The sequence below is a fragment of the Rhodopirellula maiorica SM1 genome, assembly GCF_000346295.1.
In the GTDB taxonomy this organism is placed as follows: Bacteria; Planctomycetota; Planctomycetia; order Pirellulales; family Pirellulaceae; genus Novipirellula; species Novipirellula maiorica.
On sequence record NZ_ANOG01000357.1, the window covers coordinates 1 to 16,895 of the forward strand.

At 55.3% G+C, this 16,895-nt stretch carries 10 protein-coding genes; all 10 read right to left on the reverse strand.

Features of this window, described 5'->3' with window-relative positions; genetic code table 11:
- Positions 1-319: 319 nt before the first annotated feature.
- Complete coding sequence (locus RMSM_RS11435; RefSeq protein ID WP_008695701.1) at positions 320-1,429, reverse strand: GTP-binding protein; 1,110 nt, start codon at positions 1,427-1,429, stop codon at positions 320-322.
- Between the two features lie 44 nt (positions 1,430-1,473).
- Entirely contained in the window at positions 1,474-1,977 is a 504-nt protein-coding gene (locus RMSM_RS36750; protein ID WP_008695703.1) for a hypothetical protein, read from the reverse strand.
- A 207-nt stretch (positions 1,978-2,184) separates the two neighbouring features.
- Positions 2,185-3,984 (reverse strand): prepilin-type N-terminal cleavage/methylation domain-containing protein, encoded by a 1,800-nt coding sequence (locus RMSM_RS11445; RefSeq protein WP_040765805.1) that lies wholly within the window; start codon positions 3,982-3,984, stop codon positions 2,185-2,187.
- A 17-nt stretch (positions 3,985-4,001) separates the two neighbouring features.
- Entirely contained in the window at positions 4,002-9,383 is a 5,382-nt protein-coding gene (locus RMSM_RS11450; RefSeq protein ID WP_008695706.1) for a hypothetical protein, read from the reverse strand.
- A gap of 80 nt (positions 9,384-9,463) precedes the next feature.
- Positions 9,464-10,744, reverse strand: a complete 1,281-nt coding sequence (locus RMSM_RS11455; RefSeq protein ID WP_008695707.1) for a hypothetical protein — start codon at positions 10,742-10,744, stop codon at positions 9,464-9,466.
- On the reverse strand, positions 10,741-11,928 hold the full coding sequence (locus RMSM_RS11460) for a pilus assembly FimT family protein (RefSeq protein ID WP_008695709.1): 1,188 nt from the start codon (positions 11,926-11,928) through the stop codon (positions 10,741-10,743). Before RMSM_RS11460 ends, RMSM_RS11455 begins: the two co-directional genes overlap by 4 nt.
- A complete protein-coding gene (locus tag RMSM_RS11465; protein WP_008695711.1) occupies positions 11,928-13,067 on the reverse strand; it encodes a type II secretion system protein in 1,140 nt (379 codons plus the stop codon). Before RMSM_RS11465 ends, RMSM_RS11460 begins: the two co-directional genes overlap by 1 nt.
- A 91-nt stretch (positions 13,068-13,158) precedes the next feature.
- Complete coding sequence (locus RMSM_RS11470; protein WP_008695712.1) at positions 13,159-14,250, reverse strand: type II secretion system protein; 1,092 nt, start codon at positions 14,248-14,250, stop codon at positions 13,159-13,161.
- A gap of 107 nt (positions 14,251-14,357) precedes the next feature.
- Positions 14,358-15,788: a type II secretion system F family protein gene (locus RMSM_RS11475; RefSeq protein ID WP_008695714.1), complete on the reverse strand. Its 1,431-nt coding sequence runs from the start codon at positions 15,786-15,788 to the stop codon at positions 14,358-14,360.
- A 108-nt stretch (positions 15,789-15,896) separates the two neighbouring features.
- On the reverse strand, positions 15,897-16,895 hold a 999-nt coding region (locus RMSM_RS11480; RefSeq protein WP_040765807.1), incomplete at its 5' end, for a GspE/PulE family protein.

Genomic DNA, 16,895 nt, shown 5'->3' on the forward strand with positions numbered 1-16,895 from the left:
TCGAAGTGATGTGAATCATTCCGCTTCCATGCCGGATCTCCGCTCCGCTGCGATCCGGCCTAAGTCGGCATTGGTAGGCCGGATCAAGTCGCGGTAGCGACGCCGATCCGGCGGGCATCGAAAGTGATGGTGAATTCATTTCCGCTTCCATGCCGGATCTCCGCTTCGCTGCGATCCGGCCTACATCGGCATTGGTAGGCCGGATCAAGTCGCGATAGCGACGCCGATCCGGCGGGCGTCGAAAGTGAATGGCGAATTCATTTCCGCTTTCATGCCGGATCTCCGCTCCGCTGCGATCCGGCCTACGGGGACGCGCCGACTACGACGATTCCACTTCGGTGATGCGGTGCGTGGGCACGGGGCGGCCGGGGCGGAACGCTTGCGTTTGACGCACTTCCGTTTTCACACCATGACTTTGACACGCCTGATCGACGGCCAATTCGACAAACGTTTGCAGTTCCACCGGATCTATCGCCACTCGAGCGTTGACCACCAACTCAGCCGATTTCGTTTTGCACTCGGACGGCAGCGACAATTCCGCACTCGTATCACTGCTGACCAAATTGGCGACCGCGTGAGCCCCATCGGACAATCCGATCGTTTTCAAATGGGCTGTCTCTGCCGTTGCCGTGGCGAGTGAGGTCTGCAGGCGATTGACAATGTCTAGCACCACAGCGTCCAAGTCGAACTCGGAATCGGACGTCGCCGTCAAACTCATGTTCAACCAACCAAGTTCTGCTTCGCCTTCCGCGTACACGTCATAGTCCATCTCCAAAACGCGGCGGCCAAAGTCACCGCGTTGGTCCAAGAGTTCCAAGAACGCGTCAAAGCCTTCGCCTGTCTTTGCTGAAATTCGCAGCAGCGGGACGTTCGGCGCTTCGTTTGCCACCAAGCTCGTCAACTCATCGAGTTCGGATTCGGTCAATTCATCGGCGCGATTGATCAAAACAAAATCGGCTTCTTCCAATTGTTTTTTGAAGATGTACGCCGCCTTTGGTGAGAAACCTGCTTTCGGGTCTCCCTTCAAAATCCGCCGACCATGACTGGGTTTCAAAATCACTCCATAGGGAGCCACATCAAATCGATCGCCGAATAATTGCATCAGCGGACGCACCACGGTGGCGACAAGATCCGTGCAGCTGCCCACCGGTTCGGCCAAGATCACATCGGGCTTGTCGGCGTATTGCAATTGCTCGGTGGTATCGGTCAGTTCGTTGAAATTGCAACAAAAACAAGCACCGGCGACTTCACCCACCTGGAACCCTTGGCTTCGCAGCGTATGTGTATCGACCAAATCGGTGGCTTGATCGTTGGTAACGATACCTACCTTCAGTCCTTGGTCCTGATAGGTGCGAGCCAATCGCGCAATCGTGGTGGTCTTTCCAGCGCCAAGAAAGCCGCCGACCATGATGAACCGAATCGAAGACATCGCGTTGCTCTAAGTAGATAGGAGGTTAGGTAGGCAGAAGGGATTCAGGGATCAACTGCAAATTTCCACAGCTGGCCTTGTTGACGGCCCGAGACGATGAAGCGACGTGTCGCATCGTCGGCGGATTTCTGGTTTAGCATCAGCGAATCGGGAACGAACCCGCCGCGGCTAAGCAGCGAGACATCCGAGTCGGCAGCTTGGTGACGATCATTAGGGGATGCCCGCACTTCGCAGACATCGTCACTGCCGAACGCTCCACGCTCGGATGCATCGTCAACGACACCGTTAAAGTCATCGTCGACATCGGCGCGACCGGGGCCGCCATCGTCACCGTTGGTCACGACCACCGACGCACCAGGATCGAAATACAAGGTTTGCAGCTCAACCCCGCTGGTGTTGTGGTCAAACTGTCCGGCTGTGGCAGCACGAGCGATCTGCCGAGCCTGTATCAGCTCGGGCGAGACTTCGTGCATCGAGGCGATCCATAGCGAGTTCAATCGCAACATGACCGCGAGCAGTAGCAGGATAGGGATCAGCAGCGTTTTCATGGGAAGGACAAAGATGCCTTGGCGATCGTAAAAAATCCATTGCAAGGTCGACTGAACGTTATGATCGCGGAGCGATCAACGACGAAGATAGAACGTTATGACCGCGGAGCGATCAACGACGAAGACAGAACGATATGATCGCGGAGCGATCAACGACGATGACAGAACGTTATGATTGCGGAGCGATCAACGACGATGAACGGTCCGTTAGTGATCACGCCGATGAACAATGGTGCCTTGCTGGAATTGCCGGGTCGACGGATTTTCTAAACGAACGGTAATGCTAATCGCTTCGGGCGTCGTCGTAAACGGAGCTGAGGTTTCACGTTCGCGAGGATCGTCAACGCCTTTGTCTGGATTGCTATTGTTATCCAGCCCATCCGCTCCCAGATCAATCGATCCCACATCGGCCGAGGCCCATGTTTTCCACAATGTTCCCGCGAATTGGTCGGATCCGGTTTGATAGCGACGATCCTGCAGATAGCCATCACGTTCGTACGCCGACGTGTAAGTATCAAACGCCGGCTGGAACAACGCAATCTGAGGCCCGCTGGTGTTGATCACAAGCCGGCCTGACAGCAGCAATGAATCCACGTACGTCTTGTTGCTAATCGATGTGGTGTAGCTGGTTATCGACGGCGATATTCCCGAGAACGTGCTCTGGATTCGGGTGATGGCCACCGCGCCGTTGGTCGTGTCCGAGAATGCATCGTTTGCTTTGTGGCCGGTCGAAGATGACGCCGCCATCTGACGTTCCTGCCAACCTCGGATCGGGCCGCCGGCGAGCACCGGGTAGGCCAAATCGACAAACCCGCCTTGCAGCAATTTGGAGGTTCCGCTGTCTCGCAATGCTTCGCGGTATCCAACATCCCCCGGTCCGACAACGACGTTGCCGGACGTGTGCAAAAAGTCGGCGGTGGGATCAAAGATTTTTAGATCCAGTCCGCGGCAATTGGTTGCAATCACATCTTCGCCTTGGCGTGTCCCGGACAAGACAAATTCACGTCGCAGATACCCGCTGTAGCGACTGTCCAAGACCACAGGATCACTATTGGTTGCTGAATCTTCGGGACGCAACGGAGGCGTCGTCGTTGTCGACGCGTTAGCGACGATGTTGACCGGTGGTTCGAGCGCCAAGATGGGCATCGAGGTGTGAGTGGTTCCCGATCCCAACAGCGTGGCTTGGGGAACTCGCACGTGCGCGAAACGGTTGTGTGGCTTGGACAGGTCTTCGAGCGAATTAGCGAAGACGACCGTGCTTTGTGTCCCGTTTCTGTTCAAACCACGTCGGACCGACAAGTCACACTGTTGGTTGATCGACGCAAGCCCGGTTTGCCAGTTACTAGCGGCCGACAGTGTGTTGATCCCGCCGGTGGTCGTGTTGAGATTCAAATCGGGACGAATCAAAAAGACACGCCGATACAATTGCAAACGGTCAGGCAGATTGTCGCCATCAACATCAATCACAGCGCCCGTGGAATCGCGATCGGGGTTTGTGAAGTAAACAATTTCGGCGTATTTCGATCGGATCACCACGGGGTTGGTGTCCGCCGCGGTTCCCGTCAGAATGAATTCCGGCACCTTTCCGGTGAACCACGATCCTGGTTTTGCCACCGCGGTAAAGGCAAAGTAGTCGTCGATGTCACCGTAACGTGCATCGCGTGCAACAGTTTGTCCGTCGATCGTGGTCGACGGTCCAAACAGCGACGAAGTGGCGTTGGTCATCGGCCCTTCGTAGTACAAAAGATATCCCGATTGGTCTGATTCGCCATCGTTCGGTTCAAGCGAAACCGTGCATCGTTTCAACTCGTCACGCATCCGGTTGGTAACGTCACGGATATTGTTCGAGATTGTGACGTCGCCACGACTGTCGCGTACCCTTTCGCCCACGTAGGCAAACGCACGTGCTAGTGCCGCCATCATCAACAGCGTCACCGCCATCGCGACCAGCATTTCGACCAGCGTGAAGCCAACCGTTCTGCGATACGGAATCAAGTTTCGGTTCATTGGGTTCTGAATTCGCATCATTGGTAAAACCGTTCAAAAATGACTGTGTTGCGAGCATTCATTTCTTGCCCAGGAACGAAGCCGACGGGAATCGAGCGATCGATAATAAACATCGCTTGATAGCGTTGATTCTCACCAATCGCCTCTTTGTATTCGCGGCCGAGACTATTGACGTTGCTCGGATCCACTTCGAAGAAGCCCATCGTCAAGCGAACCAAGAACACCTGGGAATTATCCGAGGCCAAGTTCGGCATCCGCATCAACGTTTGGTATCGCACAAACGGATTGCGTCCGCGATCCAAATGGGTTGATAGCGGGGCTGCGGTCGAGGTTCTTACGAATTGGGGATACGGATCCGCAGTGATTGTTTCTTCGGTACCCGAGGTTGTCATGCTGTAGTGACGACGCAGCAAGGTTCCATCGATTGGATTGCGTCGCAAGCGGTCCGTAGCGGCGGTGTCGGCGGTGTCGTCCGGTGGCGTCCGCAGTGCAGGGGCGAAATTGGCTCGACGCCAATCACGGAACACACCGGCAAATTGAGTCGGTAATTCAGGGTCCAAATGACTCGGGATATAGTTGTAGGGACCAGTCGCCGCACTGCCGCTGGTATCGACGGTCTTGCGTTCGCTCGCGGATAACGATACCGGATAGCCGCGTCGGCTTTGGATGAAATCGTCAAATGCCATCTGTCCCACGCCCATGGCGGATGTCAAATGTCCCTGCATCAATCCTTGCCAAACAAGCGATTCGCTGAGCGTGTTTAGATTGATGCGAGCTTGTCGTTGATTGTCATAGACCATGTTGAAGGGCGGTTTCATCATTTCCACCAAACCCGTTGCCGTAACACGCGCCGGTGGGATCATGTCCACTTCGCCACGAAACGGTGGCAATGTGTGCACAAAGTCAAAAATGCGATCGACGTTCGTTCCATCGTTGGTTGCATCCTGGCTGTGAAAGAAATTCAGCATGTGTCGAAACGGAGCTCGCATTTCCGCCGATACGACGGTGGCCGAGTTGGGATAAACCGTTGGATCACCCGAGGTGATGTTGAATTCTTCGAACAGCCGACCTTGCGAGCACGCAGGCACCATCATCAATTCCATCGGCGTCGTAAACGGCCGATTCAACCATGGGTGAACCGCAAAGGGGATGCTTGGCAATCCACGGTCGTGACCGGTGATCGCCGTGGCCGATGCATCGCTGCCAATCGTCGCGGCGAAACCAACAAATCCAGGGTTAAAGTTTGTAATGTCGGTATTCAGCACGCTGAACGAGGAATAGAGATGGGCATCCGCAGCCGTCGTCGAGAACGCGAAGTAGTCAGCGGCTGCCGGATCCACGGTGGTTGCCGGAGTCGGGAAATCGGTCTCGTACGAATACAAGGCGTTCGATGCCGCCACGGTACCGGAGGGTGACTTGGTGAAACCGTTACGTTGGCGTGTTCGACGTGCGTATTGGGCGCCATCGGACGAAATCTTGCTCTCGCGTTCTTCGCCACTGAATACTGTCAAATCAATCGGAATCCAGTCGATGGTGCGGTAAGGATTCGTCACCGCGTTGTAAGCACGCGTTGGGTCCGCGAGTCGTTGCAAGAATGCCGAACAGTATTCAGGGCGTGTTCCGAGTGCTGGTTCGGCTCCGGTCGAATCGACAGGAACCCGTCCGATCGAAACGTCCAGTGGAGTGTCGAGAGCCGAAGTCGAAGCGTCACTAAAGTCCAGATACGCATCGTTCCGCGGATAATCGACGCCACCGGCCATATCCAAATCCTCGGTTCCGTTGTATGGATTCAACGGTTCGGGGTAATAGCTGCCACCATTGGGCAGCGGTTCGGAGACGTTCAGCCCGACCACGTTTTGATCAAACACATTCACTCCGCCGCCCGTCCAATATGTCGGTGTCGGACGCGGAGCAGCAATCACCAGCGACAATGCGTTGGAATAGGCATCGGTCGCAGCGACCCCAAGCGAAGGAGTGAGTCGTGTGCCATCGTGTCTGGCTTGTAGCAATCCTTCGGCCGCGTTGACCGAAAAACGTTGCTCACTGGGTATCCCCGGAAACACGCTGACTGGATATTCTTTCGAGCCAAATCGAGTTTCAATCCTGGGGGCGAGACACAGGTACTGACCCGCTTCGAGCGTTTTGGTGGCGTTGACGGTGCTAAGTCCTCCGGTGGTAGGAGCGAAGAAGACTTGATTCGCCGCCATATCGGAGATCCCATTGTTGGTGATCATCGTATCCACCTGAGCCAAAGCCCCAGCGGGATTGGTAGTGGCATCGGCATAATTGGGAAAGACGATGAAGCGGTCGTAACTCAGTGCACCCGCAGTTGAATTAAGTTCGTCGGGAGTTTCGATTTGGAACGATGCGGTGTCGGGATTCGTGCCTCGCAACGTTGCAGGATTTTCATTTTTCTTGGCCGCGGGAACCACAGCCGCATTGTCATGGCGTTCGGTAATCGCGATACGCCACACGGGGGCACCAACGCCTGCTCCGGCTGACGGTGCGGTCAGGGCAAGGTTCAGAGCCGATTGCGCGTTTGCGTTGGTCGTATAGAGTTCTTGAGGAGCTCCTGGAAGCGTCGTCTGATCCCCCAAAGCCGTTGCCGACGTAGGGGCGGTATTGACCGTCGGACGCGGACAATACAGTTCCAGCATCAAGCTTCCCTGTGGGATGCGAACTTGGTCCGAGTCCGGGTCGGGATTTGTGGGATCGGTTTTGGTGGTGTCTAGATTTCCGTCGCGATTGGTGTCACGCAGTCGCACGTCATGCGAAGCGAACGATTCACTAAAGACAAGTTCCGGCGACTCGACACCCCAAACCACACCTCGGGGGACCGTGCTGGTCGCGAATTCACCGTCTGGATCCATCCCGTCCATCGTGCCGTCTTCGTCGTTGTCGACTCCGTCCGCATTGGGCGCGGTGGTCGATTCATCGGTAAGCAGATTGCCATCGACGCCCCAGCCATCAAAGGGATCGGCGTCATATTCGAACGCCGTCATGATCGAATCGGGATCACGATAATCGACAACATTCACCGCCCATTGTGCGATCCGATGTGCTTTGTAACCGGGAAGGGCAGCATCGTTGCTGTCGGGGAAATCGGCGGCACCGTTGGTCAGCACCATCATCAAGACATACAGATGGCGAGCCAAAAGTTGTCTTGAATCCACGGTGCTGGGTTCGTCAAAATTGTAATCAGGTGTCTTGTTATCAAACGCGGACAAACCCGATGGAAGGTCCCCTGTGACGTGAGTGGTATCGGTGAAGGCATCGGTTTCTGCAGCCACTTCAATAGGTTCATCGATCACGCCGTTGCCATTGTCATCGAATCCGTTTCCAAGCGGACGGTTGACGCTGATTTTGCGTCCGAGACGAAGTTCCGGTGCAAGCAAACGGTTCGTTTCGACTTCGGTAAACGGACTTGGAAACAAGGTCAGCAGCGATTCATAGAGCGAATCGCCCGCAGTGGCGTTGGTAAACGAAACCGGCGGGGGTGTATCGTCCGATTTAGAGTGAGTGGTGATGGCACGGGCCAAGCCAGGATTGGCGGCCAATAGCGGCTCAACGACCGTTCGCAACCGTGTGGGCAACATTTCGATGTCGAATTCGTTCGAACGCAGAATCGCTTCGAGCTCATCTGTCGTTAGCATCAAGTCACCCGAGAGCAACCCCGAAGGATCACTTTCGTAAGGATCGTTAATGAATTCGTTGGTGAGTTCGTTGTGATTGGTGGTTGTGGTGTCATCAGCACGAACCTGAGTCCCCGAGCGTCCGGCGACCAGATGACCTGATAATCCAATTCCCACACCGCCGCGGCCGAATGGATCGGTGGAATAACCATAGCCGCCAGCTGCGGTGTGCATCGGAGGGCGGTTGCCCGTTCGCAACAGATCCAAGTAGTCATTGGTATCGAAACCAGGAGTCGGCTTGGTCACGGCGGAATTCATCGCCGGATTGCGATAGCGTGCATTGACCAATGCATCGAGTCCCGTGATCGGCAGCGCGATTTCGGCGGGGCCGTAACCGAGTCCGCGAAACGCGGCCTGCGCCGTCGTCAGGTTGTAGTTGCCTGCCCAGCGGGGGACCGAGGACGAAACGCCCAGCATCGTTGCGGATGTATAAGACGAATTGTGATGCGCATTGACATTCAGTCGCCCCGATAAATCCTCGATCATCGGTGCCACCAAAGGACGCAGCAGCTTGCCATCGGGGGCAGTGAATAGTGGCAACCCCAGGTTGACCCAGATGCTGTCGTTGACGCCGTCGGCATCGTTGTCCACATCCCATTCGCCTTGGATCAACGCACGAGCGACTTGGTCCACAAGTTTCTCGTTGGTGACCCGAATCGTGCGGCGAAGCGCGAAACTGCTATTGCCACCGGTGAATTCGGAATTGATCGCTTGATGACTTTGACCGCTCTTTCTGAATTGATTTTCAGCGATTGGCAATGGACGGAAGGTTGCTCGCGCGATGCTTGCCATTAAGTCCGCATAATCGCCAGCCGAACGTGGGCCCGATCCAGACGAGCTGGATTCCCAGTCGTCATATTCATTCAGAATGTAGTTGATGACCGAAGGGCGATGGAACGATGGAATGATCGTCCCGTCAGCGTGACGGTGGCTGAGAAACCAGTTGTTGAAGTCGGCGGCGTCATAACCTTCGTCAAAATCGCTGCCGGTCGGAGTTCCGGGCAAGCCAATTTTTGTCGTGTCGGTACCGAGCAAATTGGGCTGCATCGCCAACGGCAACGTGAATCCGACGTTCCACATCGTACCCGTTTCGTTGGTATAGGGTGTCGGCTGAGTCACGCTGACTTGCCCCCCTTGGTAACCAAGCCCGGGTGAGTTTCGCGGCGTGCCGTTCATCCAAATTTTGGTACCGGCCGAGACCGTTGTAGTCAAGAATTCGGGTTCGAGTTCGATCACTAAATCATGCGTCGATGCGGATGGATTGAGCGATCGAATGACGCGATACGATCGGTTGACCAATGGTCCGCCTTGAAATGTGATCACCCGACCGGCGAACAGATCGTCGACGTCGCGGTCGGACGAGCCGGTTACTTGAACGCGAACACGCACAAAACCGCTGGTTCCGATCTGGCCGCCTCCGCTGGCAACATCGAATTGGCGTGCATCACTTCGCCCGTAATAATCGCTGAGCAAATCTTCGCCAAAGAACGACAGCGAATCATCGCCGGTGCCGACGAGCAGTCGCATCATCGCATCGTCGAGCAGCTTGTTCGGTTCGGGCGCACGCGTCTTCGTGCTGGCGATTGCAAACGCCGTCGCGCGAGATTGGTTGCTAAAGACAAGGTACGCAGCGACCAGCAAGCTGAAAAATGTCAGCATGCTGAGAACGACAAGCAGGATGATGCCTGAGTTCGGTTTGCGTTTCATGATGTTGCCTCGATTGGCGGAAATTCAGAAGAGGTAGTGTTTTGTTCGCTGCGGCATCGATGTGCCGGATGGGTCAAAATCTAGAACTCGGAAATCGAAATGGTTCGTTCGGTCACCGAAACCACATCTTCCATTAGCGTGGCATAGGTCAACGAGTTGGTGGACGCGCCACCGGGAACCGTGCCGGAAAACTGCCAATCCGGCCCATCCAGGACGACCGTTTTTTCCCATACAGTGGTCGACGTTCGATTCCCCGATCCGGTCGCGGGAACGGTCAAGACGGTGCCGTCGGCAAGGGTGACTTCGTCATCGTCAGTCGGTGTCAATATCGATGCTTCGCTCGTGACGGCGGCGACGCGGAACCAACGGTGAACGGCCGATTCAGCTCGCGTGAACTCCGTGGTCGGATCCGTACTGCGCGACAGCATGATCCAGTCCCCCGAGCGTAGGTCGGACAACGTGTTGCCCGCGGATAGTAGCGTCACCGACCCACCAGCACCGCCGCGGAAACCGACGGGGTTAGTGACCAATGCGACTCGTTCGGCGAGCGCGTTTTCACGTGGGGTATCCGCCGAAGCAACTTGAAACCCGGACATGCGTTCGCGATTTCGCAGGATGACCACCGACATCGATGCATTCTCGTCGCCCGGAAACGGATCGACCGTGATGATCCACGAAAATTCACCCGATGCGAGCGTTTTGCCAAAGCTGGATCCCGTCGCGTCGTTTGTCGCTAGATAACCACTGACCGTTGCCGGCAACGATCGATCGCCAGGGCGAATTTCTTGCAAATCGTCTACGCTTTCGACAATCGTGCGGGCCGCTTCCAGCCGTTCTGCTTTTGTCAAAACGGTGGTGGTTCCGGTCAATGCAACATCACTCAACCGTACACGCAACATCCGTGGTTGACCGGCAAAACCCGGTGAATCGTCGGCGGTTGCATCGGACGGGTCCAACAGCGGATCGTGATTGGGAATGTAGAATGGAAAATAGTCGCTGTCGTACGACGTGTTGGTAATCGCCGCCGGTGGCGAAGCGGCCAGCATGGGGTCAATGCAAAACGGATGAATGAGGTCCGCCATCAATCCACCCCCGGTGGATAGACCGCGTTCAATCCCGGTCCCACTATCGAGATTGACGAGATTGGCTTCTTTGATCCAATCACGCGCTAGCACTTCATTGGCAACCGAATCGCCCATCGCGGCGCCGACATTCAAGCTGATCGCATCTTGGGATCGATGACCGGCCAATGGCAAAATCGATAACAAGCCCAATAGACCAATCAGAATCACGCCAATCGAGAAGATGACCTCGACAAGGGTGACGCCAAGACGATGTGTGTAATTAATCATTCGAATCATGGTTCGGAATCCAATGTGGCTGAGGCATTGGCCAGTGATCGGGTTTCGGCCAAAGGGGTAACCCAAGATGTATCGCGAGGGTTGGTGGGGTCGGTCGGCGACGTGTTTGCCGTGGCAAACGGCGCAACCGACACTTGACCGCTCGCGGGATTGATCACAATCCAAATCGAATCGAGACTGCGAATGTTCGCCACCGTGGAATCGCTGTTTTGAAATAAATTCTCACCGGAGCCCATCACACCGGCGCTATCTCCTAAACACAGGTAAATTTTGCCGACGGGATAACCCATCGTGGTCGAGGTGACTGAAACATCGGTAGTGACACTAATCACGCTGCCGTTGGGATCAAAAACGATGTCGACGTCCCCGGCAATCTCGCCTGCATCGGTATCAGGCGAGAATTGATTCCCTCCGATTCCGATGCCGGAATAGTTCATATCAAACGCTAACCCACGCGGCAGCGAAAACGTCGTGCTCGACGAGGGCACCGGACGACGGTGGATGCGAAATTTCACGGGATCTCCCGTCGATGTATTTCGCGGATCACGCACGGTACCTGGAAACGTGTTGTTACCGTTGGCATTCGGTTCATTCAAATCAAACGTCACGGTGACTACCGTGGGAGGTGCCGGGTCGGTGCTGGCAAAATTATCGGTAATCGCGGTGATCGGCACCGAGCGGCCACCAGGTAATTCCAGCAAGTCGCCAATGCGAATCGGGGCGAGATGGTCATCGGTTGTGTCGAGCACACCCGCGCTCGACTCGTTGTTCAACAAACGTGAACTCAGTGCTAGTAGCGGACAATCGTTGGCCTGGAAAACGGCGCTACTAATCGGCGTTCCCTGCAATGTTGCAAGGGCATCGGCCGAATCGCCGGTGTAGGGCGGAATGCCCACCAATTGTCTCATTCGAATCGAGGCGGCTTGTCCAAACGAGGCGATGCCCAATCGTTCGAGCCGGACGCCAACATATCGATTCTCGGCAATCGCTCGGTTGCGAGCCGCGTCGATAAAAATCGCGGCATTGCGCGCCGCTCGCGATGCCTTTTGGTCCGCCAACAACCGCTTTACCGTCGGCAATGCAATGGTCGAAAGCATCAGCAGGATGAATAATACGACCAGCAATTCGACCAACGTAAACGCCGGCAGCTGCGTGATCGATCGTCTTTTACGCGGGCTAAACACTATTGTGTCTCCTGCAGTGCAAAGTTGGTCACGTTGTCAGTGGCCGCTTCGGCATCGGTGATGGTGCCTGGAAGCGTCGCGGGGGGCGATTTACGCACGTAGGGGTCAGGGAAATTGTAGGTGCCGCTTCGGCCTCGGCTTTCATCCCCTTCGGCGGTGTTGCTGCCGGTATCCATGTCCGTCAACGGCCACGTTTGCGAGGTGTAGTCGACAAGCGCACTGGTCGCGATGCCGTATTCGCTGTCGCTGCCCGCCGAGACAATCAACGGGCGAAGCGAATAGGGATCCGTTTCGCCAGTGACGGTGTAACCAAAGTCGGAACGAAAGGGATCGAATTCATCCGGAATTGACGTCTGCACACCGGCGGTCGGGTCGCTATAGTTGGCGGGCCAACGAATGAACAAAAGTGGCTGTCCCCATCCGTCCAGGATTTCGAGCATCCCGTCGGAATCGGTGTCTCCGATGTTCGCAGTTGGAATCGAGTCAATCGCGGGCGATCCAGCCACAAACGAGGTCGCCATGATCAAGTACAAACACTCGGCACCCTCGTGTTCCGCAGTCCAAGTGTTGCCGGCATTGGAATTGGCTTGGTAACGGTCGTAGTAGGTTTTGACTTTACGCGCGGGATCCCAGACCACGCTGAACTGATACCGTGGATTGGCCGGATTGTTGAAGTAACGAATGATCTTGCCATCGGTGTTCTCGGCTACTTGGTTGGCAACGGCAGTGATCGAAATCGGTCCCTGAACCAAACCTCCCGACGTCACCACATCCAGCATCTTGTCAGGAAGTTCCATTCGCTGCAGATCTCGCGTCATGATCAAACGAACGCGCGCCGCTTCGTACGCCAAGACTTCATAGTCCAGCGTGACAGGGGGCGACCCCGTTGTGGTGCGTGAGAAATTTGGCAATACGATCGGAAATGGACGGTACTTGTACGATTCGTATTGTTCTTGGATCACGCCGTCGATCGCCGAGATGATCATCTTGGTTCGTGCGTGTCGAGCGCTGTTGGTGACACCACGAGTCGCGGTCACCACCATGCCGCCCATCACGCCAAGGATCACGATCACGACCAAGATCTCAACGAGCGTGAACCCGTTGTGATGGCGTGCAGGATGCTGTGTTTCGATCTTCATAATAGATCCCTAGTACGAGTCGTTTACACCGAAGTGCACTCGTTTATCGTTCGTTAAAATCAACCGCCAAATCGCGTTCAGCTAAGCGACGTTATGGAACGTCGTCGACCAGGGTGCCGTTGCTGAAATTGGTGATGTTGTCGGCCTGAGCGTTCGCGTTCGAACCAAACGACGACTCCTGATAACGCGATACGCCTGAGATGAGAAGTCCACCGGGAGTGTCAACGCTGGTCGACGGAGCCATCGCAGCTCCCGTTGGATATTGGAAGTAGACCGGTTGGCCGCCCGAGGTATTTGCAGTGTTGCCGAAGGAATCATCCATCCCCGCTGAGATGATTTGGAACTTGTTTGGGTTCATGAATTTCCAAGCCGCCAATGCCGCATCGATCGTTGCATAGTCTGCGCCGCTCGAGTTGTTGTTGAATTCTTCGGAGAAGTAGGGGCGGACGGTGCCAAATCCAGAGGAGTAACCATTGAATCCGCCGGTGCTGCTGGTGTAGGTGCGTGAATCAAAGTAGACAAACGGGGCGCCGCCGGATCGGGCAGCGTAGGTTGGGAAAAGGTCTTGGGGACTGTCGTCAGTGGACAAGTAACGGTTGGTTCCGGTCAACGGTGAGGTGGAATCCGGTGTGTTGATGCCGAAACGATTGGCTTCAAAATCGTAGAACGCATTGACGCGATCGGTGTTGATTTGGAAGTTAGCTGGGTCTTGTCGGTTCGTATCCGTTACCGCGGTATCGGTGTAACTATTGGTGCCATCGCCCGTCCAAACCAACGGTCCGCCGGGGCCGGTGAAGGGACGCTGGATGTCCTCGCTGTAACCACCTAATGCCCAAACAAGTGCTTCGGCGCGATCAATCGTGGTGCCAGTCATTAGATTCGCCAACAGCGTGGCGTCATTGGTCGACATCCGCGGGAACAGTTTGCCGTAGTGGCGACTGACGACGGTGGGATCCGAGAAATCGGGTGGATAGTCGCCGTACTTTTCACGATATTTTTCGATCGCGGTTTCGAGCGAACTGACCTCCATCCGGATCGCTGATTGCCGCGCGGTTTTGACTGCGTTGTTGACCGCGGGAATGGCGATCGCGGTCAGGATGCCGATGATCGTGATGACCACCAAGATCTCGACAAGCGTAAATCCGTGACGGGCCGCTCTAACCGGAATGTTGTGACTGCTCATGACGTTTCTAAAAAGAAGAGAGAGTTTTGGTGGTGGTTCGATTGGTTCAATGGGAGGTCAAGTCGCAGGCCGGGTGACCTGCGACTCGATGCGATTGCTCGCTGTAATTAGCTCAATCCGGTAATCAATTCGACCAGCGGCATAAACAAACTGATCACGATAAAGCCGACCGCACAGCCGAGGAACACGATCATGATCGGCTCCATCAACGCGGTTAAGCTGTCGGTCAACGTACGCACTTCTTCGTCATACGTGTCGGCAACCTTGTAAAGCATCGTGTCAAGCTCGCCTGTCTCTTCGCCAACGTCGACCATGTTGACGACCAAGTCGCTGATCACTTTGGATTTGATCTTGGTGGCGTACCACAGTCCCGATAACACGCCGCCACCGATGATCATGTACGTCGACATCATCATCAAAGCGCCGACCATCCCGGCTTCGTCAATCTTGCTGCCCCGCGCGGTCACGGCGACCGACAACACCATCACGCCCGGGAACATTCCAAACAGTGCCCAGAAAAACAACGCCATCGGATGGAAACCCGGTTCGCTGTGCTCGGCGAGCGGTTTGCTGATCACTTCACCTTCGCGAATCTGTTCGTTGGTCTTGGTAAAGATCCGTTCGAACACTGCGTTACCCGCGGTCTCACGCGTGATGTTGATCGCTTCCAAAATCGGCACACCGCTGCTGATCAGTGTCCCCAACGTTCGCGTCGTCCGAGCGAGAATGTTCTTTTCGATCAGACCGCCAAAGACGGGGACTTTCAAAATGAAATTGTCGAACCCGATTCGCCCATGCCGGAATTTGCGAACTAGTTTGACAAAGATCAAGAAACAAACGGGCATCGCGATCAACAGGAACCAGTAGTTCGCGATGTAGTTGCTCATCGCGATCAACAACAACGTCGGCAGCGGCAACGTTAATCCGAACTCATCAAACATCTTTTCAAACGTCGGAACGATGAACAGCATGATGAACGTCAAAATCAAACACGCCACGGTGACGACCACGCAAGGATAGATCAGTGCCCCTTTGACCTTTTTCTTGAGTGATTCCGCTCGCTCCATGAACTCTGCCAATCGCTGCAGGATCGTTTCCAGAGCACCGCCGGCCTCGCCCGCTTTGATCATGTTCACGTACAAGCGGTTGAAAACCTTAGGCGATTTGGACATCGCTTCGCTGAGCGTCGATCCGCCTTCGATCTCTTCGCACACCGACTGTAACGCGTACTTCAAACGGCCTGGTTTTTCGTTGTTCTCTAAAATCTTCAACGACCGCAGGATCGGTAGCCCCGCGTCCTGCAGAATCGACAACTGACGTGTAAACGCACAGATGTACTTGCTTTTGACTCGGCCGATCGAGCCACTCTTCTTCTTGCCTGCCGCCTTCGCCGCAGCCTGTTTCTTGACGGAGATCTTCGTGACGAAGTACCCCATCTGGCGTATGGTGGTTTGCGCCTCTTCTTCGTTGGCCGCGTCGATCTCATCCCGGATCTCTTGTCCGGTCGCGTCCATCGCTTCGAATTGATAAACAGGCATGATGGATGTTAAAGGTTGAAAGGTTTGGATTAAGTTGTTTGTCGTGGCCGAGGTTGCCACGACGTTCGGGTGGACGCACGATCGGCGTCACTGTCGTATTGTCTTCGTTTACTCTTCGACTGTTTCACGCACCACTTCGTCCAGCGTGGTGATGCCATCCATGACCAATGCCATGCCGAATTCTCGCAGCGTGGTCATTCCGTCCTTCTGGGCCAGATCGCGAATGTCGTCAGTCGATGCGTTGTTCATGACCAAGTCGCGAATCGCATCGTTCATCAACATCAGCTCGAACATCGCAATCCGGCCTTTGTATCCGGTGTTGTTACAGTTGTCGCAGCCAGCACCCTTGAAGAACTTTTTGCCTTTGACCGATTCACGGTCCATGCCCAGATCAAACAGCAAGCTACTGCTAACCTTGGTTTCCTCGCGGCACTTGGTGCAAATCCGGCGAACCAATCGCTGCGCCAAAATGGCTTCGACCGTCGCACAGATCATGAACGCTTGGATGCCCATGTCCTTGAGTCGCGTCACGGTGGCGGCAGCCGAGTTGGTGTGTAGTGTGCTAAACACCAAGTGACCCGTCAGCGCCGCTTGGATCGCGATTTCGGCGGTTTCCAAGTCACGGACTTCGCCGACCAAGATCGTGTCGGGGTCTTGCCGCAAAATCGCACGCAAACAACTGGCGAACGTCACGCCAACGTCATTGTCGATCGGAATTTGAATGATCCCTTCGATGTCGTATTCGATCGGGTCCTCGGTCGTCATCAATTTGTCTTTGACGTCGTTCATTTCCGACAATGCGGAATACAACGTCGTCGTTTTCCCGGAACCGGTCGGGCCAGTCACCAAGATAATGCCGTTGGGACGATCGATCGCCTTGCGGAACGCCTTCATCGTCACGGCGTCCATCCCGACGTTTTCAAGGCTCAGGTTGACAACGCTGCGGTCCAATACCCGCATGACGACGCTCTCACCAAAGATCGTCGGCAACACGCTGACGCGGAGGTCGACCGGGTGACCCCCGACCATCAATTCGATCCGGCCGTCCTGCGGCATCCGCCGCTCGGCAATGTCCAAACTCGCCATCACCTTGATCCGCGTCGTGAT